Genomic DNA, 23,482 nt, shown 5'->3' with positions numbered 1-23,482 from the left:
ATGTACTTTAGTTTACTGAGTGTCATTTTTGTTAAAATAAATATATGCCATTTACTTTTCCACCAAAACATCCTTTCCCTTATAATTGAAAGAGAGATTCTATTCGCTAAAAATAGACAAAAACAGAAATGAGTATAGAATCTTGCGCAAACGTTTGCCTAGCTCTAAACTTTATGGTAGAATAAAACACAACATTGATAAGCAAGAGGAAAAACAATGCAAAATCAGACACTTATGCAATACTTTGAATGGTATTTGCCTCACGACGGCCAACACTGGACGCGACTGACAAATGATGCAGAGCACCTAGCAAACCTTGGTATCAGCCATGTCTGGATGCCACCTGCCTTCAAGGCAACCAACGAAAAAGATGTCGGCTATGGTGTTTACGATCTTTTTGACCTAGGCGAATTTCACCAAAAAGGGACTGTCCGTACCAAGTATGGGTTTAAAGAAGACTATCTTCAAGCCATTCAAACTCTAAAGGCACAGGGAATTCAACCTATGGCCGATGTGGTGCTCAATCACAAGGCTGCTGCCGATCATATGGAAGCCTTTCAGGTTATTGAAGTGGATCCTGAGGATCGTACCCTTCAGCTAAGCGAGCCCTTTACTATCAATGGCTGGACTCACTTCACCTTCGATGGTCGCCAAGACACCTACAATGACTTCCACTGGCACTGGTACCACTTCACAGGTACGGACTACGATGCCAAGCGCCGTAAGTCTGGAATTTACCTGATCCAAGGAGACAATAAAGGTTGGGCAAATGAGGAATTGGTCGATAACGAAAACGGCAACTACGACTACCTCATGTACGCTGACCTGGACTTTAAGCACCCTGAAGTCATCCAAAACATCTATGACTGGTCTGACTGGTTCATGGAAACGACTGGAGTGGCAGGTTTCCGCTTGGATGCCGTTAAGCACATCGACTCCTTCTTTATGGGCAATTTCATCCGTGATATGAAGGAAAAATACGGTCAAGATTTCTATGTTTTCGGAGAATTTTGGAACCCTGACAAGGAAGCCAATCTAGACTACCTTGAAAAAACGGAAGAACGTTTTGACCTTGTCGATGTTCGCCTCCACCAAAACCTCTTTGAAGCTAGCCATGCTGGAGCACGCTACGACCTTCGTAACATTTTCACAGATAGCTTGGTTGAACTCAAGCCTGACAAGGCTGTCACTTTCGTTGATAACCACGATACTCAACGAGGACAAGCCCTTGAGTCTACTGTTGAAGAATGGTTCAAGCCAGCAGCCTATGTCCTTATTCTATTACGCCAAGATGGTCTTCCATGTGTCTTTTACGGAGATTATTACGGCATTTCAGGGCAATTTGCTCAACAAGATTTCAAAGAAGTTCTTGACCGTCTCCTAGCCATCCGAAAAGATTTAGCCTATGGAGAGCAAACAGACTACTTTGACGATGCCAACTGTATCGGATGGGTACGTTCAGGCGCTGAAAACCAATCCCCAATCGCTGTCCTTATCTCAAATGACCAAGAAAACAGCAAGGCTATGTTTGTCGGTCAAGAATGGGCTGAGCAGACTTTTGTTGATCTCCTAGAAAATCATTCAGCACAAGTTACAATCAATGCTGAAGGTTATGGAGAATTTCCAGTAGCAGCGGGTTCAGTCAGTGTCTTCGCAGCAAAATAAACCTATCAGTTACAAGCCAGATCCAATCGGATTTGGCTTTTTTGTAATCACAAAAAGACCTACCCAAAGGGATAGATCTTTAATGTCTTATAATTTACCTGCTACTGCATCCAAGAGTTCTTGGATTTTCGCTTGGTTGCTTCCTCCTGCCATAGCCATGTCTGGTTTACCACCACCACGTCCATCGACGATTGGAGCCAATTCTTTGACAAGGTTTCCTGCATGCACATCTTTTGTCTTACTAGCTACAAGAACGTTCACCTTGTCACCGATAGCTGCAACTAGGACAAGCACATCAGAGTAGTCTTTTTGTTTCCAGTTATCCGCAAAGGTGCGAAGGGCACCTGCGTCGGATACAGAAACTTGGCTTGCAATGTAACGGTGACCGTTGACTTCCTTCACATCCTTGAAGACATCACCTGCAGCTGCAGCCGCGGCTTTTTCCTTCAATTCTGCATTTTCTTTTTGCAATTGACGGAGTTGCTCTTGAAGGCCTTCAACCTTATGAGGAACTTCCTTGAGTTGAGGTGCTTTCAAGGTTGCTGCGACGGCTTTCAAAGCGTCTTCTTGTTCACGATAGGCTTCAAAGGCTTCCTTACCAGTTACTGCCAAGATACGGCGAGTTCCTGAACCAATCCCTTCTTCTTTGACAATCTTGAAGAGGCCAATCTCAGAAGTGTTGCCAACGTGGGTACCACCACAAAGCTCGATAGAGTAGTCACCGATTGTCACAACGCGAACTTCCTTACCGTATTTCTCACCAAAGAGGGCCATAGCACCCATTTCTTTAGCTGTATCAATATCTGTCTCAACTGTTTCTACAGCAATTGCTTCCCAAATCTTCTCATTGACTTGCTGTTCAATGGCGCGCAACTCTTCAGGAGTCACAGCTTGGAAGTGAGTAAAGTCAAAGCGAAGAAATTCTACTTCGTTCAGAGATCCTGCTTGTGTCGCATGGTGGCCAAGGATATTGTGAAGGGCAGCATGGAGCAAGTGAGTGGCTGTGTGGTTCTTCATGACACGATGACGACGGTTGGTATCGATAGCCAAGGTGTATTCTTGGTTCAAAGCAAGTGGTGCAAGAACTTCAACAGTATGAAGAGCTTGTCCATTTGGAGCTTTTTGCACATCCGTCACAGTAGCTACGACATTTCCTTTAGCATCCAAGATTTGACCGTGGTCAGCTACCTGTCCACCCATTTCCGCGTAGAATGGAGTCTCTGCAAAGATAAGAGAGGCGGTTCCTTCAGATACAGCTTCTACTTCAGCATTGTCAGCCACGATAGCCACCAACTTAGAAGGCAATTGACTGGCATTGTAGTTGAAGACACTTTCCACTGTAATGTTTTGAAGGGTTTCATTTTGCATTCCCATTGAGCCGCCTTTGACAGCTGACGCACGCGCACGTTCTTGCTGTTCTTTCATGGCTGCTTCAAAACCTTCACGGTCTACAGTCATCCCTGCTTCTTCAGCGATTTCTTCTGTCAATTCAACTGGGAATCCATATGTATCGTAAAGTTTGAAGACATCTTGCCCAGCGATAACGTTTTGACCTTTCGCTTTCAAATCAGCTACAATAGTTTCTGCAAAGTGTTGACCTGAGTGAAGGGTACGAGCAAATGACTCTTCCTCGCTCTTGACAATTTTCTCGATAAAGTCACGTTTTTCAAGCACTTCTGGGTAGTAGCTTTCCATGATTTTTCCAACAGTTGGAACGAGTTTGTAAAGGAAAGGCTCGTTGATACCCAATTTTTGACCGTGCATAGAAGCACGACGGAGGAGACGACGAAGGACATAACCACGGCCTTCATTTCCTGGAAGAGCACCATCACCGATGGCAAATGAAAGGGAACGGATGTGGTCAGCGATGACCTTGAAGCTCATGTTATCGCCATCTTGGTCGTAGACCTTACCTGACAATTTCTCAACTTCACGGATAATCGGCATGAAGAGGTCCGTTTCAAAGTTTGTCTTAGCCCCTTGGATAACAGCCACCAAACGCTCCAAACCAGCGCCCGTATCAATGTTCTTGTGTGGCAATTCTTTGTATTCGCTACGAGGAACAGCAGGATCAGCGTTAAATTGTGACAAAACGATATTCCAGATTTCGATGTAACGGTCGTTTTCGATATCTTCTGCAAGCAGACGAAGACCAATATTTTCTGGGTCAAATGCTTCTCCACGGTCAAAGAAGATTTCTGTATCAGGTCCAGAAGGTCCAGCACCGATTTCCCAGAAGTTGTCTTCGATTGGGATCAAGTGGCTTGGGTCCACTCCTACTTCAATCCAGCGGTTATAAGAATCCTTATCGTCTGGATAGTAGGTCATGTACAGTTTTTCAGCAGGAAAATCAAACCATTCTGGGCTGGTCAAAAGCTCATAAGCCCAAGTGATGGCTTCGTCACGGAAGTAATCCCCGATAGAGAAGTTCCCCAACATTTCAAACATAGTATGGTGGCGAGCCGTTTTTCCGACATTTTCGATGTCATTGGTACGGATAGCTTTTTGCGCATTGGTAATACGTGGGTTTTCAGGGATAATGGTTCCGTCAAAGTATTTCTTAAGGGTTGCTACCCCAGAGTTGATCCACAAAAGAGTTGGGTCATTTACAGGAACCAAGCTGACTGATGGTTCTACAGAGTGACCTTTGCTTGCCCAGAAATCAAGCCACATTTGGCGAACTTGAGCACTAGATAGTTGTTTCATAATATCTCCTTATTTACTTGTTTAATTTGATTGGCTTTCCAGCATTTCCACATAGTCAATCGCGACACAGAGGGAAATGACCAGGTCTGCATAAGAGTCTTCATAGACGGTTACGGTGTAAGTTGAGGTCAAATGGAAAATCTCTTTCCGAATCTCGGCGACAAGCTGATCACGATCATCTAGCAATTTGAAATTCAAATCCCAGATATTGCCCTCGATACGAAGCCCCAGATTGTCAAACTCATACTTATCTCGAAAGAAGGTCAACTTCTTACGAATGACGAAATTGGAACCGTTTCGTAACTGGATAGTAAAGCGAGGAAGCAAAGTGAAAAATTCTTTACTGATTTCACTGACTTGCTCACCATAGGCGTCATAGATGGTAAAGGTCTTAGGAATTTGGAAAAATGAGCCCTCCACCTGATAGTTCACTACTCCTCTTTCATCCTTGATATCAAAACGTTCGCCTCCAAGACGAAACTTTTGTTTCACGAGAAATGTCTTCATAAACACCTCCAAAAATTAAAAGACAAGTCCATATCTCGAAGGGCGAAAAACCGCGGTACCACCTTCATTCAATGAACTTGTCATTCTCTTATTCTTATGCAATTGTATGATTGAGTAGCATGATTTCCTACCTTAGATGGCTCGCAGCACCGCCATTTCTCTGGACTAAGACAACTGAAAATCAATTCTCAACTTTCTTATTATATCGTTTTTTAAAGCTTGCGTCAACTGGAAAAGCCGACAATAAACCAAATCTCCTACTTCCGATACATTTTAAACTGTAGGAAGAGGTCGCTATATTTTCCTGTCCATTTATGGTCAAACTTCTCATAAACTTCTAGGTGTTTCATGGTATCAGCGTCTGGATAGAAGGATTTGTCCTCACGAGTCTCCTCTGGGAGCATTTCCTTAGCTGGTAGGTTTGGTGTTGAGTAGCCTACATACTCCGCATTTTTCAGAGCATTTTCGGGTTTTAACATAAAGTTGATAAAGGCATAGGCTGCATCTTGGTTTTTCACAGTTTTTGGAATAACCATGTTATCAAACCAGAGATTGCTGGCCTCAGTCGGAACGACATACTTGAGATTAGGATTTTTCTCCAACATCTGGCTGGCTTCCCCAGAAAAGGTCACACCGATGGCAGCATTGTTCTGGATCATGTAACCCTTCATCTCATCCGCCACAATGGCCTTGATATTTGGAGTCAGTTTGTAGAGTTTGTCTACCGTTTCTTCCAACTGCTGAGGATCCTTTGAGTTGAGACTGTAACCGAGTGAGTTAAGCCCGAGTCCCAGCACCTCACGCGCCCCATCAAAGAGCATGATAGAATCCTTGTATTCTGGTTTCCAGAGGTCATCCCAATGCTCAGGCGCCTCATCTATCATGGTTTCATTGTAAACAATTCCCAAGGTCCCCCAGAAATAAGGGATGGAGAATTTATTACCCGGGTCAAAAGACTGGTTGAGGAACTCAGGTCCGATATTTTCGATTCCTTCAATTTTTGAATAATCAAGAGGAACCAAGAGGTCTTCGTCCTTCATCTTATTAATCATGTACTCACTCGGGATGGCAATATCGTAGGTTGTTCCACCCTGCTTAATCTTGGTATACATGGCTTCGTTAGAATCAAAGGTCTCATACTGTACTTGGATGCCTGTTTCTTCTGTGAATTTCTCCAAAAGTTCGGGATCAATGTAGTCTCCCCAGTTGTAGATAACCAGTTTTTGACTATCTCGACTGTTGATTTTACTGTCTAGATGATGAGCAATCCCCCACAAGACAAGGATAATCGCTACAATTCCTACTAAAAATGAATAGAGTTTTTTCATGCTTGCTCCTCCTTCTCACGTGAGATAAAGTAATAACCTACAACTAGGATAATACTAAAGAGAAAGACGAGGGCAGACAGGGCATTGATTTCTAGCGAAATCCCTTTACGAGCACGAGAGTAAATCTCGACTGACAGGGTTGAAAAGCCATTTCCCGTCACAAAGAAGGTCACGGCAAAGTCATCCAGCGAATAGGTGAAGGCCATGAAATAACCCGCAATGATTGACGGCGTCAGATAAGGGAGCATAATTTCCTTGAACATTTGGAACTGACTAGCACCAAGGTCATAAGCCGCGTGAATCATATCATCATTCATCTCCTTGAGACGAGGCAAGACCATCAAGACCACGATTGGGATGGAGAAGGCCACGTGACTAGATAGAACTGTCAAAAAGCCAAGTGAAAACTTAAGCTGGGTAAAGAGAATCAAGAAGCTAGCACCAATCATAACGTCAGGCGCAACCATGAGGATATTATTGAGTGATAAAAAGGCTTCTTGGTATTTCTTACGAGACTGGTAGATGTAAATGGCACCGAAAGTCCCGATAATGGTCGCAATCAAGGCAGCTAGAAAGGCCAAGAAAAAGGTTTGGGTGAGGATCAACATGAGACGGCCATCACCAAACATGGTTTTAAAATGGCTCAAGCTAAAACCAGTAAAGCTGTTCATATCATCGCCAGCATTAAAGGCATAGCCAATCAAGTAAAAGATTGGCAAATATAGGATGATGAAGACAAAGGCTAGGTAGAGATTAGCAAATTTTTTCATCGTTCTCTCCTTTCCTTGGTCACCCACATGGTGAGAAACATGGTCAGGATGAGGATCACACCGATGGTAGAACCCATTCCATAGTTGTCATTTGTAAGGAAGTTCTGCTCAATAGCCGTTCCCAGTGTGATAACGCGGTTCCCACCAATCAAACGTGTCAGCATGAAGAGACTCAAGCTGGGGATAAAGACCGACTGAACCCCACTTCTCACTCCATTCATTGATAGAGGGAAGATAACGTGGCGGAAAGTTTCCCACTTGGTCGCACCGAGGTCATAACTGGCATTGATAAGATTGTTATCCATATCATCCAAGACATTGAAGATGGGCAAAATCATAAATGGAAGCTCGATGTAGCTTGCGACAAAGATAAAGGAGAAATCGGTAAAGAGCAACTGCTGCGAACCGATTCCAATAAATTCCAAAAATTGGTTAATGGAGCCATTTTGACCAAAAATCCCGATAAAAGCATAAGCCTTGAGGAGCAGATTAATCCAAGTCGGCAAGATAATCAGCATGAGCCAGAGTTGACGGTGCTTGAGACGAGTCAAAAAGAGGGCTGTTGGATAGCTGATAAGAAGTGTCACTAGAGTTACAATCCCAGCATAGAGCACAGAGTTGAAACTCATTTTAAGATAGGTCAAGTTTTGTGACGCAAAGTAGGATTTATAGTTTTCTAAACTAAACTGCCCTTCGATGTTGAAAAAGGATTGACCGAAAATCAAGACCAAGGGTGCGAGAACAAAGAGGGCAATCCAAAGCATGTAGGGCACTACAAAGAGTTTAGAGGTTGTTTTCTTCATCTCTTTCCTCCTCGATCGCGTTAATCAGACCTGCTTCTTGCTCTTCGATTTCTACGTATTCTTCGATACGAGCATCGAACTCTTCTTCGGTTTCGTTGAGACGCATGATGTGGATGTCTTCTGGTTCAAAGTCCAGACCGATTTCCTCACCCACAATGGCCTTACGAGTCGAGTGGATAATCCATTCATTTCCGAGCTCGTCATAGGCGATAATCTCGTAGTGAACCCCACGGAAAAGCTGAGTATCCACCTTAACTTGGAGCTTGCCTTCTTCAGGAAGAGTGATGCGCAAGTCCTCTGGACGAATAACAACTTCCACAGGTTCGTTTGGCTTCATCCCACCATCGACCGCTTCAAATCGTTTGCCGTTAAACTCGACCAAGTAGTCTTCAATCATGGTTCCTGGCAAGATATTTGACTCACCGATAAAGGTCGCAACAAAATGGTTGATCGGCTCATCATAGATATCCACAGGCGTTCCTGACTGGACAATCTCGCCATCATTCATAACGAAAATCCAGTCACTCATAGCCAGAGCTTCTTCCTGATCGTGAGTGACAAAGACAAAGGTTATTCCCAATCGTTGTTGCAGTTCACGCAGTTCGTACTGCATGTCTGTCCGCAATTTCAAGTCCAGCGCTGACAAAGGCTCATCCAACAAAACCACACGGGGTTGGTTGATAATGGCACGGGCAATGGCTACACGCTGACGTTGTCCTCCAGAGAGTTTGCGGATGGAACGCTTCTCGTAACCTTCCAGCTGGACCATCTTGAGAACTTCCGCTACACGCTGCTCGATTTCTTTCTTGTCGACTTTACGCAAGCGGAGAGGAAAGGCAACATTTTCAAACACATTCATATGTGGAAACAAGGCATAGGATTGGAAGACCGTATGGACGTCTCGCTTATTGGTTGGGATGTCGTTAATCCGTACCCCATCCAGTAAAATATCCCCTGTCGTCGCATCTAGTAAACCTGCAATGATGTTTAAGATGGTTGATTTCCCAGAACCTGATGCACCTAGTAGTGTATAGAACTTCCCTTCTTCCAACTCAAAGTTAATGTCTTTGAGAACCTTGGTGTTGCTGTCTTCAAAAACTTTAGAGACGTTTTTGAATTCAATAATTGGTTTTTTCAATTCCTCTAAATTCCTTCTTCTTCGTAAATTAACAGATCAGGGCTCTGTCAGGCCGCTACTACCTCGTGTAGGAGATTGAACTGCCTACATACATCTTCACTAACGATAGGCTTTCACCCCCTTTACAATGGTTATAGCAGCAACTTTTCTACCCCAACCTTATTCTTTCTCACCCAAGATTCGGACTTCTCTCTCAAGGGTGACACCTGAGTGTTCTTTGACTTTTTCGATAACAGATTGGATCAAGTCTTCATAGTCTTTGGCCGTTCCGTCAGCAACATTGATCATGAAACCGGCATGCTTTTCAGATACTTCGACACCACCGATACGGTAGCCCTTCAAACCAGCCTCTGAGATCAACTGACCTGCAAAATGCCCAACTGGACGCTTAAAGACTGAACCACAAGATGGGTATTCTAGAGGTTGTTTGAGTTCACGTAGGTGCGTCAAGCGGTCCATTTCTTGCTTGATAACCTGATGATTCCCTGGAGCTAGGGCAAATTTAGCTGACAAGACAATGGCCCCAGAATCCTGAATAGCTGAATGGCGATAACCAAAAGCCAAGTCCTTGACTGACAAGGTCTCGATTTCCCCTTTCTTGGTCAAAATTTGACAAGACTGCAAGATGTGAGCAATCTCTCCTCCGTAAGCACCCGCATTCATAAAGACAGCTCCACCGATACTTCCAGGAATCCCACAAGCAAACTCAAAACCAGTCAAACTATGACGAAGGGCAATACGTGTCGTTTCGATCAAGTTTGCTCCAGCTTCTGCTTCGATGGTATAACCATCAACCGAAACGTTATTGAGCTTGTCGCATAAGATAACAAAACCACGGATTCCACCTTCACGAACGATGATATTACTAGCATTTCCTAGCACCATCCAGGGAATATTCTCTTGATTGGCAAATTGGACAACACGGGCCATCTCATAGCGATTGCGTGGCAAAACTAGATAATCCGCTCGACCTCCTACCTTTGTATAGGTATAGGTCTTCAAGTGTTCCTTAAAACGAATATCGATTCCTTCTAAGATTTCAAGCATTTTTTCTTTTACTGACATGTCACTCTTCCTTTTTCAAAATTCATTCCATTATACCATTTTTAGAGACATTTGACGACCATAAAAAGAGCTTGTTTTATCATTACATAAAAAAAGAGGTCACCCCTCTTTTTATGATTTTTTCCAAAATGTAGATTTTGTCAGCCAGATAAAGGCTAGAAGTTCTACGAGAAGAATAAACTCAACTAGAAGCGGATTTGCAATCCATCCCACTTGAGATAAGGCTGGAGCCAAGTCAAACAAGGCATGCAAACCATAGGCAGCAAGGAGGTAGATCCATTTCTTTTGACGAACACTTTGATAGACCCAGATGGAAAGACCAATTTGGAGAACCAGAGCAAGCACACGTTCAACTCCTAGTAAATAAACCTGCCATACAGAAAGAGACTGGACCGTTTCGAGCGTAGATTTTGGAAGGAGATTGGCTACATCAGTATTTGAAGACTGGATGAGTGAAAAGAGAATCAACAAACTGATCAAGCTTCCCATTCCGAGATAGAGCATCTCCAAGCCCCCATGTCCCAAACCATAAGCCAAAGCATCTCGATCTTCTAGCTTTCTCTTTTTCTCCAACCATTTAAAAAAGACAAGACGAGCCGTTTCCTCAAAGAGGGCCGCCATGGCAATCCCATAAAGGACATATAAGAAAGGCTGCTCTTGCATGAGCGGAATGGTTCCATCTTTTTGCGGATGAAGTATCAGAAGGTGAACCATCTTCTCTAACACTTGAGAAGAAACAAAAAATGCGATTGCCCCCAAGCCCATCACTGCAAGAGAGATTTTAAACCGTTTTTTGGCATACCAAGTCCCACTTACTAGAATGAGAACCAAAGCGATCATGGTGAGGATAATATGTACTGTCATCTTTTTCTCCTATTCTGACTTATCAATATCTTTCTTCATCTCGTCAACGTTAAATTTGGCAAATAAATACTGGCGATCTTGGACTGGAAAACGTTGATCCAACTGGTCGACTGCCCCAACCTCAATCATTCCTTCTTTGATAACAAAGTCCATCACATGCCCACCAAAGGTCAAATCATCTGAGATAAAATGCAAATGGTAGCCTGCAACACTCACTCCATGGAAAATCTCCGGTGTCCAAAATCCAACAATAGTTCCCGATACATTTTCACGGCTATATTCAGGTTGGTGAGTCGCTACATCAGCAAACTTGGTATCAGGTGTGGATTTGGGAATCATCCGCACATGCATTTGTGAAAATTCGCCATGAATCTTGATGGAGCGAAAAAGATTTTCCCCATCATAGTAGGACTCAATTCGTTTTTCCAATTCCTTATCCGTCATCTCAAAGCGCTGACGAAAAATCACTTCTGCCTGATGAGGAACCACTGCTGCATAGGGAATAAGGGCATCCGCTGCCACTTCAACGATTTCAGGTGTTTGACCAGATCCCTTGGCTTGATAAGCCTTGCCATCAAGGACAATCAACTCCCCGTCAATCGAATCCAAAGTCCCCAAACCAAGATCACCATGTTCTAGCAATTCTCCCACTGTCATGGTTCCGCCATAGAGACCAGCCATTAGGGCACCTAGAGTATTGTATTGAAATAATTTTACCGGTTCCTGCACTTTTCTATCCATTCTCTTTCTTATCTTCTGTTCAATGAATCATCATACTTTCTAAGTATACCACATTTGCTCCTAGTTGTGAAAGGGGGAATGCTTTTCCCATTGCAAAGGAGGCAAAAAAAAGGTACAATGTAACAAAATTAACGGAGGTCTGGAATGAAGAAAGAAAGTAAATACCAAGTAGTCGTTTCCTTTCTAAAAAAGGGGATCGAATCAGGAAAATTTCCAACAGGTAGCCGGCTTCCCTCCATCCGTCAACTGAGCCAAGACTTCCACTGTAGCAAGGACACTATCCAACGAGCCCTGCTGGAATTACGCCATGAACAATACCTCTATGCCAAACCCCAAAGTGGCTACTATGTTCTAGAACAAGGACAGCACCAAGACTTGGAAATCGAAGTCACTGACGAACATGCCAGTGCCTATGACGACTTCCGACTCTGCGTCAACGAAACCCTGATAGGCCGAGAAAACTACCTCTTCAACTACTATGACAACCAAGAAGGCCTTGAGGAACTAAGACAATCTGTCCATCAACTTCTTTTCAACCAAGCTCTCTACTGTAAACCCGATCAACTGGTTCTAACATCTGGTACCCAGCAAGCTCTCTTTATCCTTTCTCAGATTGACTTTCCGAGCAAGGGAGCGGAGATTTTGGTCGAACAACCGACCTACCACCGGATGAATCGCCTCTTGGTCGCTCAGGGGCTAGCATACCAGACCATTGAACGCCGAATTGATGGCATCAACCTTGACGAACTAGAAGAACAGTTCAAATCTAGGAAGATCAAGTTTTTCTACACTATTCCTCGCTTCCACTATCCCCTAGGTCATTCCTATTCTGATCAGGAAAAAAGGGCTATTCTGGATCTAGCAAACCAGTATGGTGTTTACATCGTAGAGGATGATTATCTAGGTGACTTAGACTCTAAAAAGGGACAAACCTTCCACTATCTGGATACTGAGGATCGGGTCATTTATATCAAGTCCTTCTCAACCAGTCTCTTTCCAGCCCTTCGTATTACCGCTCTCATTCTTCCAAATGCCCTAAAAGAGGCCTTTGTTTCCTACAAAAATATCTTGGACTATGACAGCAATCTCATCATGCAAAAGGCTCTTTCTCTTTACATCGATAGCCAGTTATTTGAAAAAAATCGACTGGCTCGATTGAGCCTTCAAGAGAACTATCAGGCTCAGATTAAGGAGCTACTTGAAAAAAACACCTGTACCTTACCCCACTATCCTCTACACGATGGTCTTTTGCTTGATTTGAGACACTATCCTAAGATTGCCAGTTTGAAACACAGCTCACTCAAATTAGACTTTTTTGAGAAGGCTTATTTGGACGCCTGTCCTTATCAGTTCGCCAAAGTCACTCTTGAAAATCTAGAAGAGCTATTAGAATACATAAAAGCAGAATTGGATTAAAGTCCAACTCTGCTTTTTCTTATTGCTCAACTTCTGTTAGTTTCGCTGCCTTTTCAAGATAGTTTTGATAGGTTCCGTCGTCTTTCAGTTTTTGGATAACCTTATCGACTACTGCTTTCAAGTCTGATTGATTCTTCTTAATAGCAACGGCATTGGCTTCGCCATCTTTCATTGTCAAGTTAACAGATGCAACGACAAGGTCTGAGTTTTTACCTGCGTAGCTAAGAGCAACTGGTTCATCCATATGAACAGCATCCACTTTTCCAGCCTGCAATTCATTGACTGCTTCCCCCATATTGGTCAAGGATGTCAACTGGGCATTTGGCAATTGTTCCTTGACCATGGTTTCTGGCACAGTTCCCTTTTGAGCTGCGATATTGGCACTTGCGAGGCTTGTAAGATCCTTGTATTTGTCTAAATCAGCTTTTCTAACCAAGAAACTCATCTTATTTTCATAGTAAGGGATTGAAAAGTCAAAGACTTCCTTTCTCTCATCTGTAGCACTAATTCCTGCAATGGCCAAGTCAGCCTTTCCAGTTTGAAGACTGGTCAAGACATTGTCAAAACTCATGCTAGAGATTTCAAGTTTAACCCCAAGCTCGTCTGCAATTGCTTGAGCCATATCAATATCTGCACCAACCACTTGGTTTTTACCATCTACCAAGGATTGGAATTCAAACGGCGCATAGTCTGGGCTGGTCGCAACGACTAGCTTTCCTTTTTGTTTGATAGCGTCCACAGCAGACTGGGAACTATCCGTACCTGACTGGCAAGCTACTAGAACCACACTGGCAAGCATGCTACACACAACTAATATCCATTTCTTGAATTTCATAAATAAACGACCTTTCTGTTAATTCTGAATAATTATAACTCTTTTAAAAATAGTTGTCAACCTTTTTAGAGATTTTGATTGTAAAACAATTCTTTTCATAAAAAAAGAAGACTGATTTATTCTAACCAGCCTTATTTCTGTATATTTAAACCGTTTCTTATAGTTCGACAATCTTACCTGTTTCAAAGTAAACAACCCATTCACAGATATTTTTTGCGTAGTCTCCAATACGTTCCAAGAAGGAAATAACCTGGAAGTAATCGCGTCCTGTAACAATGGCTTCAGGATTTTTCTTGATTTCTTCTGTAGCCAATTCACGAATGCTGTCAAAGTAATGGTTGATTTTTTCGTCCATCGTTGCTACTTCGTAGGCTTGATCCACAGACCCGTTGAGATAAAGATCTAGAGCTGCTTCGACGAAGTTTTTCACGTCGCGTCCCATCTTTTTGATTTCTTCTTCAACAGAAGGGATACGTTGCTCCCCCTTCATACGAATAGTCGCCTCAGCGATAGACACAGCATGATCTCCCATGCGTTCCACGTCTGACACTGCCTTGAGAACGGTCAAGACGGTACGAAGGTCTTGCGAAACAGGTTGTTGGAGGGCAATCATTTCAAATGATTTCTTTTCCAACTTCACTTCATATTCATTTACTTCTGCATCGTCTTCGATGACTTCTTTTGCCAAATCACGGTCATGCGTAACAAAGGCACGCACTGTACGATTGATCTGCGAGAGCACTTCTTGTCCCATAGCATAGAACTGGTTGTGCAATTTCTCCAAATCTTCTTCAAATTGAGATCGTAACATCATTCAACTCCTTATCCAAATTTTCCTGTAATATAATCTTCTGTTTCCTTGTTTTGTGGGTCTAGGAACATCTTCTTCGTATCGTTAAACTCGATCAAATCCCCATCTAGGAAAAATCCTGTTTTATCAGAGATACGTGAGGCCTGTTGCATCGAACGCGTTACCAAGAGCATGGTGTATTTATCTTTCAGACCATACAAGGTTTCCTCAATCTTACCTGCAGAAATAGGATCCAAAGCTGAAGTTGGTTCATCTAAGAGGATAATTTTCGGACTGGTTGCTAAGACACGAGCAACACAAACACGTTGTTGTTGTCCACCTGAGAGACCAATGGCTGAATCATGCAAACGATCCTTTACTTCATCCCAGATAGAAGCACGTTGCAAGGCCTTTTCTACTGCTTCATCTAGAACTTGCTTGTCCTTAACTCCATTGATACGCAGCCCATAGACAACATTTTCGTAGATAGACATAGGGAAGGGATTGGGCTGTTGAAAGACCATACCGATTTCCTTACGCAATTCAACCGTATCGGTGCGGGGGCTGTATATATTGTGACCATTATAGACTACTGAACCTGTTGTTGTCACTTCAGGATTTAGATCGCCCATGCGGTTGATAGCTTTGAGCAGGGTAGACTTTCCTGATCCAGAAGGACCAATCAAGGCCGTTATTTCCTTAGGTTGGAAAGAAAGGGAAACACTATTCAAGGCCTTCTTTTTATTGTAATAAACGGACAGGTCTGACACCTGTAAAATCGCTTCTGACATACCGTTTCCTTTCTAACCAAAGTGTCCCGTTACATAGTCATTGGTTGACTGTAACTTAGCATTCTGGAAAATATTGGAGGTCTTATCGTACTCAATCAAATCACCCAAGTAGAAAAATCCTGTGTAGTCACTCGCACGCGCAGCCTGTTGCATACTGTGGGTAACGATGATGATGGTAAAGTCCTTCTTCAATTCCAACATGGTTTCTTCCAGCTGGGCTGTCGCAATCGGATCCAAGGCTGAAGCAGGCTCATCCATCAAGAGGATATCTGGCTTGACAGAGATGGCGCGAGCGATACAGAGACGTTGTTGCTGACCACCAGAAAGCATCAAGGCTGATTTGTGTAGGTCATCTTTGACCTGATCCCATAGGGCGGCCTGACGAAGAGAGGTTTCTACAATTTCATCAAGGACTTTCTTATCCTTAACACCTGCACGTTCGTGTGCAAAGGTGATGTTACGGTAGATTGATTTAGCAAATGGATTTGGACGTTGGAAGACCATCCCGATATGCTTTCGCATCTCATAGACATTGATTTCTGGACGGTTGACGTCAATCCCTCGGTAGAGGATTTGACCTGTGACCTTGGCAATATCAATGGTATCATTCATCCGATTGAGACTGCGAAGATAGGTAGATTTTCCTGATCCAGAAGGACCAATCAAGGCTGTAATTTTATTTTTTTCAAATTGCATATCGATGCCCTTGATGGATTCATTTTTACCGTAGTAAACATGTAAATCCTTAGTAGAGAGGGCCACTTTTTCTTCAGGGAAAGTGATGATATGCTTTTCATCCCAGTTATATTTTGACATGGCTTCTCCTTTAGGCAGCGGTTAATTTCTTGTGTAAATAGCTTCCGAGTTTGCGTGCCCCAAAGTTAAAAATCAAGATAAAGATGAGGAGCACTGCGGCAGAACCAGCAGATACAATGGTAGCATCAGGAATGGTTCCTTCACTGTTGACCTTCCAGATGTGGACAGCCAAGGTTTCTGCTTGTCGGAAGATTGAGATAGGGCTGGTAACACTGAGGATATTCCAGTTAGACCAGTCAAGGGCTGGAGCGGATTGTCCTGCAGTATAGATAAGAGCGGCGGCCTCACCAAAGATACGACCAGATGCCAAAACAACACCCGTTACGATACCTGGAAGAGCTTCTGGAATGACAACATGAACTACAGTCTCCCAACGAGAAATTCCAAGGGCCAGACCAGCCTCACGTTGTGTATGGTGAACGTGTTTTAAACTGTCCTCAACATTTCGAGTCATCTGAGGGAGGTTAAAGACCGTCAAGGCCAAGGCACCTGAAATGATTGAAAATCCATACTCAAACTGGACTACAAAGATCAAGTAACCAAAGAGACCCACAACGACTGATGGTAGAGAAGACAAAATCTCAATACAGGTACGAATAAAATTGGTCACAGGTCCTTTTTTGGCATACTCAGCGAGGAATACACCAGCCCCCATAGATAGCGGAACAGAAATGATCAAGGTAATGACCAAAAGGAAGAAGGAATTGTAGAGCTGAATCCCGATACCCCCACCTGCTTGATAAGAGGAAGATTTCCCTGTCAAGAAGGACCAAGAGATATGCGGTAACCCTCTCACCAAGATATAGAGAATCAAGGATGCCAAGATGGCAACGATGATACCCGCGATGGTATAGAGGACAGCTGTTGCAAGTTTATCTAATTTCTTAGCGTGCATAGTTTTTCTTTCCTCTTTCTTTCGTAATCAATTTAATCACACTGTTAAAGGCCAAACTCATCAAGAGCAAGACTAAGGCCAGTGACCAGAGAACGTTATTATCAACCGTTCCCATGACGGTATTTCCGATCCCCATAGTCAATACAGATGTCAAGGTCGCAGCTGGTGTTGTTAGCGAAGTTGGGACAACTGCTGAGTTTCCGACAACCATCTGAATAGCAAGGGCTTCACCGAAGGCACGCGCCATCCCAAAGACCACTGCAGTGAAAATACCTGAACGTGCTGCTTTCAAGGTCACACGCCAGATGGTTTGCCAACGAGTGGCTCCCATAGCTAAACTGGCTTCACGGTAATGACGAGGAACAGCACGCAAGCTGTCTGTTGTCATAAAGGTTACAGTTGGTAGGATCATGACAAAGAGAACGAAAATCCCTGACAAGATCCCAAAACCAGTTCCACCAAAGACGCTACGAACAAAAGGCACCACAACTTGCAAACCGATAAATCCATAGACGACTGAAGGAATACCGACGAGGAGTTCAATGGCTGGTTGCAAGATTTTTGCACCCTTTGGTGATACTTCTGTCATAAAGACTGCTGCTCCAATAGCAAAGGGAGTTGCGATCAGGGCTGATAAAATCGTCACAATAAAGGAACCCAAAATCATCGGCAGGGCACCAAATTGTTTTCCTGAAGGATTCCAAGTTTGTCCAAAGAGGAAATCAAAGATGTTGACCCCATTGACAAAGAAGGTCGATAAGCCTTTTTGGGCTACAAAAATCAAAATCATGGCCACAATGATAACAATCAAAGAAAGGCAGGTGAAGGTCAAACCTTTACCGAACTTCTCAAGGCGAGAGTTCTTTGAAGGAGAGAGTAGTTTTTTAGATAATTCTTCTTGATTCATTATTGACCTCCTTCTACTGCTGTAACGGTACCTGAAGCATCCTTTTGGACTTTCATTTCATTGATAGAGATATAGCCCATGCCCTTAACAATTCCATTTTGTGCTTCATCTGAGAGGACGAAATTCAGGAATTCAGCAGCTAACTCATTTGGCTGACCAAGTGTGTACATATGTTCATAAGACCACAAAGGCCAATTGTTGGTCGTTACATTCTCAGATGTAGGTTCATACCCATTCAGTTTCATGCTTTTCACGGAGTCATCTACATAGGCAAAGGCCAGGTAAGAAATGGCTCCAGGCGTTTGGGATACAATGGACTTGACCATCCCGTTAGAATCCTGTTCTTGGCTCTGCATTGCCGATTGGCCATTCATAATGACCGTATCAAACGTCGCTCGTGAACCAGAACTTGCTGCTCGGTTGATGATTGAAATTGCCAAGTCCTTGCCCCCAACTTCTTTCCAGTTGGTCACTTCACCTGTAAAGATTTTGCGAAGTTGCTCGGTTGTGAGATTTTCAACATCCACTTCCTTGTTTACAATCACTGCAAGACCAGCCACTGCAACCTTGTGGTCTACTAAGGCTGAAGCATCGATTCCTTCTTTTTCCTCTGCAAAGACGTCAGAGTTCCCGATGTCAACTGCTCCAGACTGGACTTGGGATAGGCCTGTACCCGATCCACCACCTTGAACATTGACTGTTTTTCCGATGTTTCTAGAACCAAATTCATCTGCTGCCGCTTCGACAAGAGGCTGAAGAGCAGTTGAACCAACGGCTGTCATGGATTCTCCACGATCAATCCAGCTAGCACATCCTGCAAGAGAACCTGCCATCAAAAGAGCTGCAAGAGACATGACGAGCTTTTTTCTTTTTTTCACTGTTATTCTCCTTGAACATAATGATAAATGTTCTGATTTCTTCCGTTTGTCCTGATCATCCAATTATCATCAATGATTGTCCCGCTTTATTTTATCTAGTCATTCTTAGGAGCGGACAATTCCATCGTATAATATAAGTAATAATGAAAGACTATCAGAAAAAACTCATACTTCCACTATAACATAGAATAGGCTCTTTGACTAGCTTTTTCACCTGAATCTGAGCCCTTTTGGATAATAATTTTTCAAAACATTACCCGTTACCTTGGCAAAGCCTAGTCCGTTTCCTTGAACCACAACTTGGTACCAGCCATTTGGTCGAGCTTCAGACAATTGAACAGTCTCACCAGCCACATATTTTACAAAGTCCTCATCATTGATTTCAACACTTTGTTTTACTTGGCTTGGTTTCAATGCTAATCCCAGAGCAAAGCTTGGTTCAAAGCGTTTCTTTTTAAAAGTCCCCAGATGAAGTCCATTTCGGGCAATTTTGAGTTTTCCTAGATCAGGTAGCATCTCTGGCAGGAGATAGAGCTGATCTCCAAAAGTCTGCAAGATACCAGTTAGATTGACTCGCAAGTGTTTTTGGGCAAATTCTTGCCACAAAGCAAGTTGCTCACGACTGAGATTGCTCTTGCTAGCTTTGAATTTAGGTGCTGGATTTTGTCCCTTAAACTGCAGGTGGGCAACAAACTGACCTTCTCCCTTGAAATGATGAGGATACATCCGCGCCGTTTCAGGAAGGTCAATTCCTGCTACCATACCGTTCAAATGCTCAACTGGAAGCAATTCAAATTCATAAGTATCAAGTAACCAGTGGACGATTTCTTCATTTTCCTCAGGTGCCCAAGTACAGGTCGAATAGACCAGACGACCACCTTCTGCAAGCATAGTCACTGCATCTTCTAAAATTTCTCTTTGGAGACTAGCACATTGGCTAGGATAAGCGGTACTCCAATAATCCATGGCCTCTGGCTGCTTACGAAACATCCCCTCACCCGAGCAAGGTGCATCAAGGACAATCACATCAAAGTAACCTTTAAAAACCTTGGCCAAGCGGTCAGCAGATTCATTGGTCACAACAACGTTTGTCGCTCCAAATCGCTCCATATTTTCCACTAAAATCTTAGCCCGCTTACTTGAAATTTCATTGGAAACAAGGACTCCCTGATTAGCCAGATAAGCTGCTAGTTGAGTGGATTTTCCCCCTGGTGCTGCCGCCAAGTCCAAGACCTTCATACCGGGAAGGGGTTGAGCTACCTGGGCCACCATTTGAGCTGCAGGCTCTTGCGAATAAACAAGACCGGTCGCGTGCTCTGGTGACTTTCCAGAAACCTTACCATAATACCCCCAAGGTGTATTTGGAATAGCATCTGCAAACGATAACTGACTTTCTTTTAAGGGATTGACCCGAAAAGCCGAAACCGCTTCTTGTTTAAAAGAGGCAAGAAAGTCTCTTGCCTCATCTTCTAGTATCGCTTCATATTTTTCAACAAATCCTTCTGGAAATTGCATTTAGTTCTCTTTCCTTTCGTAGATATAAGACTGAATCTCCTCTTGCATCTCGATTGGCACCATCATGACAGGCTGACGCGTTGTAAAATCAGCGGGCTCACCCGATACCGTAAGAAGGCGATAACCCAGACTTTCCCCTAAGATACTGGCCGAAGCGTAATCCCATGGCTGCAGATAGGTAATATAAGTCAGAAGACGACCTGATAAAACCTTGGCAAAACTAATGGCCGCACTGCCGTAGACACGGACACCCAACGCTGCTCGACCCAAATCACCCAATCCCCACTCATTGCTTTCAAACATACCTGAGTTGCCGGCAACTAAAAATTCTTGAAGAGGTTTCTTTTTAAAAGGCGGTAAGGGCTCATTATTGCGGCAAGGAGGAAAGGCACCACCACCATGGTAACAATCACCTTTCATGACATCATAGATGATGCCAAATTTGCCAACCCCATTTTCAAAATAAGCTAACATCACGGCAAAATCTTCCTGCTGGGCGACAAAGTTATTGGTACCGTCAATGGGATCAATCACCCAAACGGAACCTTGACCGACTGCAGCACGTAAACAACCCTCTTCCGCGCAAATCAAGTCCTCAGGATAGGAGTACTTGATCCGTTCAACCAAGAGTTCCTGGACCTCCTTGTCCAAACGCGTCACCAAGTCAGTAGGGGAAGACTTGCGCTCAACCTGCAAATCTTCTTTCATGTGAGCCAAAATATAGGCAGCAGCTTCCTTCACAATCTGTTTGGCAAATTCAAATTTAGTTTCCAAGAGAAATCTTCCCTTCTCTTTTTTCTTTTGCTAATTGAACCGCATGATAGCAGGAATAACCGCTAGCCGTCTCAAATTCGCGACCTAAACGTTTTTCTTCACTTTTGCTTGGAACCACAGACTTAAATTTCTTGTAAGATTCTAACAGTTTTTTTGCTTCTACCTTATCTTCATAAGCAGCTTCAACATCATTAAAAAAAGAAAGCACTGAAGCAAGTTCTTCAGTGCTCCACGACAAATCTAGTGGGTAACTATACTGTTTGTTCATCTATCCTATACCAGCTCTCAATGTTGCTTCTTTTAGTTCTTGTTTACGGTAACTACGAGGGAGAAAAGCACGAATCTCATCTTCATTAAAACCGATCTGCATGCGTTTGGTATCTATAATAATTGGGCGACGCAAAAGACTAGGATATTGCTCAATCAACTGAAGCAACTCCGATACCGAGATACTCTCTACATCAATATCCAATTTTTGAAAAATTTTTGAACGAGTTGAAATGATGTCATCAGTACCATTTTCGGTCAAGGAAAGAATATGTTGTAATTCTTTTCTTGTTAAAGGACTAGTCATAATATTATGCTCTTGAAAGGGCACTTTATGCGTCTCTAACCAAGCCTTTGCCTTACGACATGATGTACAACTCGGTGATAAAAATAGTGTAATCATGCTTTTCTCTTCTTTTATCTATACTTGCTATTTCTATTATACAAAAAAATAAAGCGCTTGACTAGGTATTTTTAGAAAAAAAGCCTATTTTTTCATAGAAAATAGACTGTTTTCTGCAAAAATCTCCTGCTTTGCAAGTTTATCTTTAGGATAACCTAACAATAAATAGGGAGTAGAGCAACTTCTCTCGTTTTTTATTAAAAATACAGAACTTTTTCCACTATTTCCTTGAAGCTTTAGCAAGAAGGAAACTGAACATTCCTTCATACAAAGCAAAGAAAAGTAAAAAGGCATGGAGAAAGAAAGTCTCTGGCAAAATCCAAATAACGGGATCCTTTGCTGGATCAAAAAGCCAGGTATCATCTCCCACAAAGAGAATCTGATGGAAAAGAGTAAAGAATTGCTCAAAACCAATCAACACTCCTACAAGCCCAATGACTAGAGGCAGTAGCACTAGAGTCAGGATACTTTTACGATATAGGGGTAGAAATCCTTTTTTCACAATCTTTCTAACAAAGAAATAGAAACTTGGTAGCGTCACTAGGGCAACTAGCTGAACTAGGTGAAAGAGATTCTTCACCACCGCAAAGTGATGTAGACCTGCCGCTGATGAACGAAAATCTGGCATCTCTAAGACCTGACTAAAGGGATTAGTCAGGTAATTCATCAAGATATGAAAATTGTACTGAATGGTTTCTGGCTTTAGATAGACTCGATCCGCTAAGTTCAGCCACTGAATCTCCATGGGATAGAAAATCCATGCCAGATAAATAGTCAGTAGGATAGAAAGGGAGAGGAAAAAGAGCATACTTCCCCAAAAGGTCAGTTTAGTTTTCATCAAAATTCCACTCCGCAAGGCTAGAAACTACATGAGTTGGTGCGATTGGCAGGTCAGCCACTTCTTCTGCCTTGGTAAAACCTGTTGTCACCAAGAGCGTTGGAATGCCATTGTCAATACCTGCTCGGATATCTGTCAGGTAGTTGTCCCCAACCATGAGCAATTCTTCTCTTTTCAAGCCCAAGTGCTCAACTGCCTTGTCCATGATGATAGCATTCGGTTTTCCGATATATACTGGTTTGACCCGTGTAGCGACTTCAAGAAGTGTAATTAGTGAACCAGCACCAGGCAAGAGACCACGTTCCGTCGGGATATTGAGGTCAGGATTGGTTCCTATAAAGTGGGCTCCCTTTTGAATGGCTAGAGTCGCCGTCGCAAATTTTTCATAGTCAACTTGCCAGTCCAGTCCAACTACCACATAGGCTGGATTTTCCTTGTCTTCGACATAACCGGCTGCCTGAATGGCATCCTTGAGCCCCGCTTCACCGATGACATAGGCTGTCTTTTCCAGTCCCAAATCGTTCATATAGTCGATGGTTGCCAGAGTTGCTGTGTATACAGTCGATAGAGGGGTATTAATATTAAAATTCTGAGCCAACATCTCTTGAACACTCTCTGGAGTTCGGGTTGTATTGTTGGTTACAAAGAGATAAGGAATTTCTCTTTTTTGTAACTCATGGACAAAAGCCTCTCCTGCCGGAATTCGGTCTTTCCCCTTGTAAATGGTTCCGTCTAAATCAATTAAATAACCTTTATAAGTCATATCGTCC

The 23,482-nt window shown here is 43.1% G+C and carries 24 protein-coding genes; 2 read left to right on the top strand and 22 right to left on the bottom strand.

What is annotated here, in order from left to right:
• The first annotated feature begins 216 nt into the window (after nucleotides 1–216).
• Nucleotides 217–1,665 (top strand): alpha-amylase, encoded by a 1,449-nt coding sequence (locus O3655_RS00235; RefSeq protein WP_371641074.1) that lies wholly within the window; start codon nucleotides 217–219, stop codon nucleotides 1,663–1,665.
• An 87-nt stretch (nucleotides 1,666–1,752) separates the two neighbouring features.
• Here the strand turns inward: O3655_RS00235 and alaS are convergent, their stop codons facing one another.
• From alaS to budA, 9 genes are all read right to left on the bottom strand, one after another.
• Entirely contained in the window at nucleotides 1,753–4,371 is a 2,619-nt protein-coding gene (gene alaS, locus O3655_RS00230) for an alanine--tRNA ligase (protein ID WP_371641073.1), read from the bottom strand.
• A gap of 21 nt (nucleotides 4,372–4,392) precedes the next feature.
• On the bottom strand, nucleotides 4,393–4,878 hold the full coding sequence (locus O3655_RS00225) for an LURP-one-related/scramblase family protein (protein ID WP_042902116.1): 486 nt from the start codon (nucleotides 4,876–4,878) through the stop codon (nucleotides 4,393–4,395).
• Nucleotides 4,879–5,135: 257 nt separating this feature from the next.
• Nucleotides 5,136–6,206 carry an ABC transporter substrate-binding protein gene (locus tag O3655_RS00220; protein WP_227231742.1) on the bottom strand — a complete coding sequence of 357 codons (1,071 nt, stop codon included), beginning with the start codon at nucleotides 6,204–6,206 and terminating at the stop codon, nucleotides 5,136–5,138.
• Complete coding sequence (locus O3655_RS00215) at nucleotides 6,203–6,976, bottom strand: ABC transporter permease (RefSeq protein WP_007518333.1); 774 nt, start codon at nucleotides 6,974–6,976, stop codon at nucleotides 6,203–6,205. Before O3655_RS00215 ends, O3655_RS00220 begins: the two co-directional genes overlap by 4 nt.
• The gene (locus O3655_RS00210; RefSeq protein ID WP_000754115.1) at nucleotides 6,973–7,779 is read right to left on the bottom strand and encodes an ABC transporter permease; all 807 of its coding nucleotides are present in this window, start codon (nucleotides 7,777–7,779) and stop codon (nucleotides 6,973–6,975) included. Before O3655_RS00210 ends, O3655_RS00215 begins: the two co-directional genes overlap by 4 nt.
• On the bottom strand, nucleotides 7,760–8,917 hold the full coding sequence (locus tag O3655_RS00205; protein WP_308696946.1) for an ABC transporter ATP-binding protein: 1,158 nt from the start codon (nucleotides 8,915–8,917) through the stop codon (nucleotides 7,760–7,762). The genes O3655_RS00210 and O3655_RS00205 overlap by 20 nt, the downstream gene beginning before the upstream one ends.
• A gap of 159 nt (nucleotides 8,918–9,076) precedes the next feature.
• Nucleotides 9,077–9,982 carry a UDP-N-acetylmuramate dehydrogenase gene (murB, locus tag O3655_RS00200; protein WP_308696945.1) on the bottom strand — a complete coding sequence of 302 codons (906 nt, stop codon included), beginning with the start codon at nucleotides 9,980–9,982 and terminating at the stop codon, nucleotides 9,077–9,079.
• A gap of 111 nt (nucleotides 9,983–10,093) precedes the next feature.
• Nucleotides 10,094–10,846: a YhfC family intramembrane metalloprotease gene (locus tag O3655_RS00195; RefSeq protein WP_042902110.1), complete on the bottom strand. Its 753-nt coding sequence runs from the start codon at nucleotides 10,844–10,846 to the stop codon at nucleotides 10,094–10,096.
• Between the two features lie 9 nt (nucleotides 10,847–10,855).
• The gene (gene budA, locus O3655_RS00190; protein WP_000375405.1) at nucleotides 10,856–11,587 is read right to left on the bottom strand and encodes an acetolactate decarboxylase; all 732 of its coding nucleotides are present in this window, start codon (nucleotides 11,585–11,587) and stop codon (nucleotides 10,856–10,858) included.
• A gap of 144 nt (nucleotides 11,588–11,731) precedes the next feature.
• On the opposite strand from budA, the gene O3655_RS00185 reads away from it, so the two are divergent.
• The gene (locus tag O3655_RS00185) at nucleotides 11,732–13,003 is read left to right on the top strand and encodes a PLP-dependent aminotransferase family protein (protein ID WP_042902109.1); all 1,272 of its coding nucleotides are present in this window, start codon (nucleotides 11,732–11,734) and stop codon (nucleotides 13,001–13,003) included.
• A gap of 19 nt (nucleotides 13,004–13,022) precedes the next feature.
• Here O3655_RS00185 and O3655_RS00180 read toward each other — a convergent pair whose 3' ends face one another.
• The 13 genes from O3655_RS00180 to O3655_RS00120 all read right to left on the bottom strand — a co-directional run bounded on the left by O3655_RS00180 (nucleotide 13,023) and on the right by O3655_RS00120 (nucleotide 23,475).
• Complete coding sequence (locus O3655_RS00180; protein ID WP_042768133.1) at nucleotides 13,023–13,838, bottom strand: ABC transporter substrate-binding protein; 816 nt, start codon at nucleotides 13,836–13,838, stop codon at nucleotides 13,023–13,025.
• A 157-nt stretch (nucleotides 13,839–13,995) separates the two neighbouring features.
• The gene (phoU, locus tag O3655_RS00175; RefSeq protein ID WP_042902108.1) at nucleotides 13,996–14,649 is read right to left on the bottom strand and encodes a phosphate signaling complex protein PhoU; all 654 of its coding nucleotides are present in this window, start codon (nucleotides 14,647–14,649) and stop codon (nucleotides 13,996–13,998) included.
• Between the two features lie 11 nt (nucleotides 14,650–14,660).
• On the bottom strand, nucleotides 14,661–15,419 hold the full coding sequence (gene pstB, locus O3655_RS00170; RefSeq protein ID WP_001287329.1) for a phosphate ABC transporter ATP-binding protein PstB: 759 nt from the start codon (nucleotides 15,417–15,419) through the stop codon (nucleotides 14,661–14,663).
• A 12-nt stretch (nucleotides 15,420–15,431) separates the two neighbouring features.
• Nucleotides 15,432–16,235, bottom strand: a complete 804-nt coding sequence (gene pstB / locus O3655_RS00165) for a phosphate ABC transporter ATP-binding protein PstB (RefSeq protein ID WP_000049851.1) — start codon at nucleotides 16,233–16,235, stop codon at nucleotides 15,432–15,434.
• Nucleotides 16,236–16,245: 10 nt separating this feature from the next.
• Nucleotides 16,246–17,130, bottom strand: a complete 885-nt coding sequence (pstA, locus tag O3655_RS00160; protein WP_000543050.1) for a phosphate ABC transporter permease PstA — start codon at nucleotides 17,128–17,130, stop codon at nucleotides 16,246–16,248.
• The gene (gene pstC / locus O3655_RS00155) at nucleotides 17,120–18,037 is read right to left on the bottom strand and encodes a phosphate ABC transporter permease subunit PstC (protein ID WP_042902107.1); all 918 of its coding nucleotides are present in this window, start codon (nucleotides 18,035–18,037) and stop codon (nucleotides 17,120–17,122) included. Before pstC ends, pstA begins: the two co-directional genes overlap by 11 nt.
• Nucleotides 18,037–18,915 (bottom strand): phosphate ABC transporter substrate-binding protein PstS, encoded by an 879-nt coding sequence (locus O3655_RS00150; protein WP_000746358.1) that lies wholly within the window; start codon nucleotides 18,913–18,915, stop codon nucleotides 18,037–18,039. The genes pstC and O3655_RS00150 overlap by 1 nt, the downstream gene beginning before the upstream one ends.
• Before the next feature lie 210 nt (nucleotides 18,916–19,125).
• Nucleotides 19,126–20,430, bottom strand: coding sequence for an RsmF rRNA methyltransferase first C-terminal domain-containing protein (locus O3655_RS00145; RefSeq protein WP_042902106.1), 1,305 nt, complete (start codon nucleotides 20,428–20,430; stop codon nucleotides 19,126–19,128).
• Nucleotides 20,431–21,204, bottom strand: a complete 774-nt coding sequence (locus tag O3655_RS00140) for an inositol monophosphatase family protein (protein ID WP_371641071.1) — start codon at nucleotides 21,202–21,204, stop codon at nucleotides 20,431–20,433.
• Nucleotides 21,194–21,472: a UPF0223 family protein gene (locus tag O3655_RS00135; protein ID WP_049505535.1), complete on the bottom strand. Its 279-nt coding sequence runs from the start codon at nucleotides 21,470–21,472 to the stop codon at nucleotides 21,194–21,196. The genes O3655_RS00140 and O3655_RS00135 overlap by 11 nt, the downstream gene beginning before the upstream one ends.
• A complete protein-coding gene (locus O3655_RS00130) occupies nucleotides 21,473–21,874 on the bottom strand; it encodes a Spx/MgsR family RNA polymerase-binding regulatory protein (RefSeq protein ID WP_000631261.1) in 402 nt (133 codons plus the stop codon). It abuts the gene before it with no gap.
• 220 nt (nucleotides 21,875–22,094) lie between these two features.
• The gene (locus O3655_RS00125; protein ID WP_347098734.1) at nucleotides 22,095–22,712 is read right to left on the bottom strand and encodes a TIGR01906 family membrane protein; all 618 of its coding nucleotides are present in this window, start codon (nucleotides 22,710–22,712) and stop codon (nucleotides 22,095–22,097) included.
• Nucleotides 22,702–23,475, bottom strand: a complete 774-nt coding sequence (locus O3655_RS00120; protein WP_371641070.1) for a TIGR01457 family HAD-type hydrolase — start codon at nucleotides 23,473–23,475, stop codon at nucleotides 22,702–22,704. Before O3655_RS00120 ends, O3655_RS00125 begins: the two co-directional genes overlap by 11 nt.
• Nucleotides 23,476–23,482 lie beyond the last annotated feature (7 nt).

Origin of the sequence: Streptococcus sp. 27098_8_70 (genome assembly GCF_041432215.1) — a bacterium.
Classification (GTDB): Bacteria; Bacillota; Bacilli; order Lactobacillales; family Streptococcaceae; genus Streptococcus; species Streptococcus oralis_CP.
Note: the sequence above shows the minus strand (reverse complement) of the source record. Positions and strands in the feature narration are given on the sequence as shown.

Excerpts from the sequence above, each read along its gene's own strand:
- O3655_RS00235 (WP_371641074.1), top strand. The coding sequence starts at position 217 with ATGCAAAATCAGACACTTATGCAATACTTTGAATGGTATTTGCCTCAC.
- alaS (WP_371641073.1), bottom strand. The coding sequence starts at position 4,371 with ATGAAACAACTATCTAGTGCTCAAGTTCGCCAAATGTGGCTTGATTTC.
- O3655_RS00225 (WP_042902116.1), bottom strand. The coding sequence starts at position 4,878 with ATGAAGACATTTCTCGTGAAACAAAAGTTTCGTCTTGGAGGCGAACGT.
- O3655_RS00220 (WP_227231742.1), bottom strand. The coding sequence starts at position 6,206 with ATGAAAAAACTCTATTCATTTTTAGTAGGAATTGTAGCGATTATCCTT.
- O3655_RS00215 (WP_007518333.1), bottom strand. The coding sequence starts at position 6,976 with ATGAAAAAATTTGCTAATCTCTACCTAGCCTTTGTCTTCATCATCCTA.
- O3655_RS00210 (WP_000754115.1), bottom strand. The coding sequence starts at position 7,779 with ATGAAGAAAACAACCTCTAAACTCTTTGTAGTGCCCTACATGCTTTGG.
- murB (WP_308696945.1), bottom strand. The coding sequence starts at position 9,982 with ATGTCAGTAAAAGAAAAAATGCTTGAAATCTTAGAAGGAATCGATATT.
- O3655_RS00195 (WP_042902110.1), bottom strand. The coding sequence starts at position 10,846 with ATGACAGTACATATTATCCTCACCATGATCGCTTTGGTTCTCATTCTA.
- budA (WP_000375405.1), bottom strand. The coding sequence starts at position 11,587 with ATGGATAGAAAAGTGCAGGAACCGGTAAAATTATTTCAATACAATACT.
- O3655_RS00185 (WP_042902109.1), top strand. The coding sequence starts at position 11,732 with ATGAAGAAAGAAAGTAAATACCAAGTAGTCGTTTCCTTTCTAAAAAAG.
- O3655_RS00180 (WP_042768133.1), bottom strand. The coding sequence starts at position 13,838 with ATGAAATTCAAGAAATGGATATTAGTTGTGTGTAGCATGCTTGCCAGT.
- phoU (WP_042902108.1), bottom strand. The coding sequence starts at position 14,649 with ATGTTACGATCTCAATTTGAAGAAGATTTGGAGAAATTGCACAACCAG.
- pstB (WP_001287329.1), bottom strand. The coding sequence starts at position 15,419 with ATGTCAGAAGCGATTTTACAGGTGTCAGACCTGTCCGTTTATTACAAT.
- pstB (WP_000049851.1), bottom strand. The coding sequence starts at position 16,235 with ATGTCAAAATATAACTGGGATGAAAAGCATATCATCACTTTCCCTGAA.
- pstA (WP_000543050.1), bottom strand. The coding sequence starts at position 17,130 with ATGCACGCTAAGAAATTAGATAAACTTGCAACAGCTGTCCTCTATACC.
- pstC (WP_042902107.1), bottom strand. The coding sequence starts at position 18,037 with ATGAATCAAGAAGAATTATCTAAAAAACTACTCTCTCCTTCAAAGAAC.
- O3655_RS00145 (WP_042902106.1), bottom strand. The coding sequence starts at position 20,430 with ATGCAATTTCCAGAAGGATTTGTTGAAAAATATGAAGCGATACTAGAA.
- O3655_RS00135 (WP_049505535.1), bottom strand. The coding sequence starts at position 21,472 with ATGAACAAACAGTATAGTTACCCACTAGATTTGTCGTGGAGCACTGAA.
- O3655_RS00130 (WP_000631261.1), bottom strand. The coding sequence starts at position 21,874 with ATGATTACACTATTTTTATCACCGAGTTGTACATCATGTCGTAAGGCA.
- O3655_RS00125 (WP_347098734.1), bottom strand. The coding sequence starts at position 22,712 with ATGAAAACTAAACTGACCTTTTGGGGAAGTATGCTCTTTTTCCTCTCC.
- O3655_RS00120 (WP_371641070.1), bottom strand. The coding sequence starts at position 23,475 with ATGACTTATAAAGGTTATTTAATTGATTTAGACGGAACCATTTACAAG.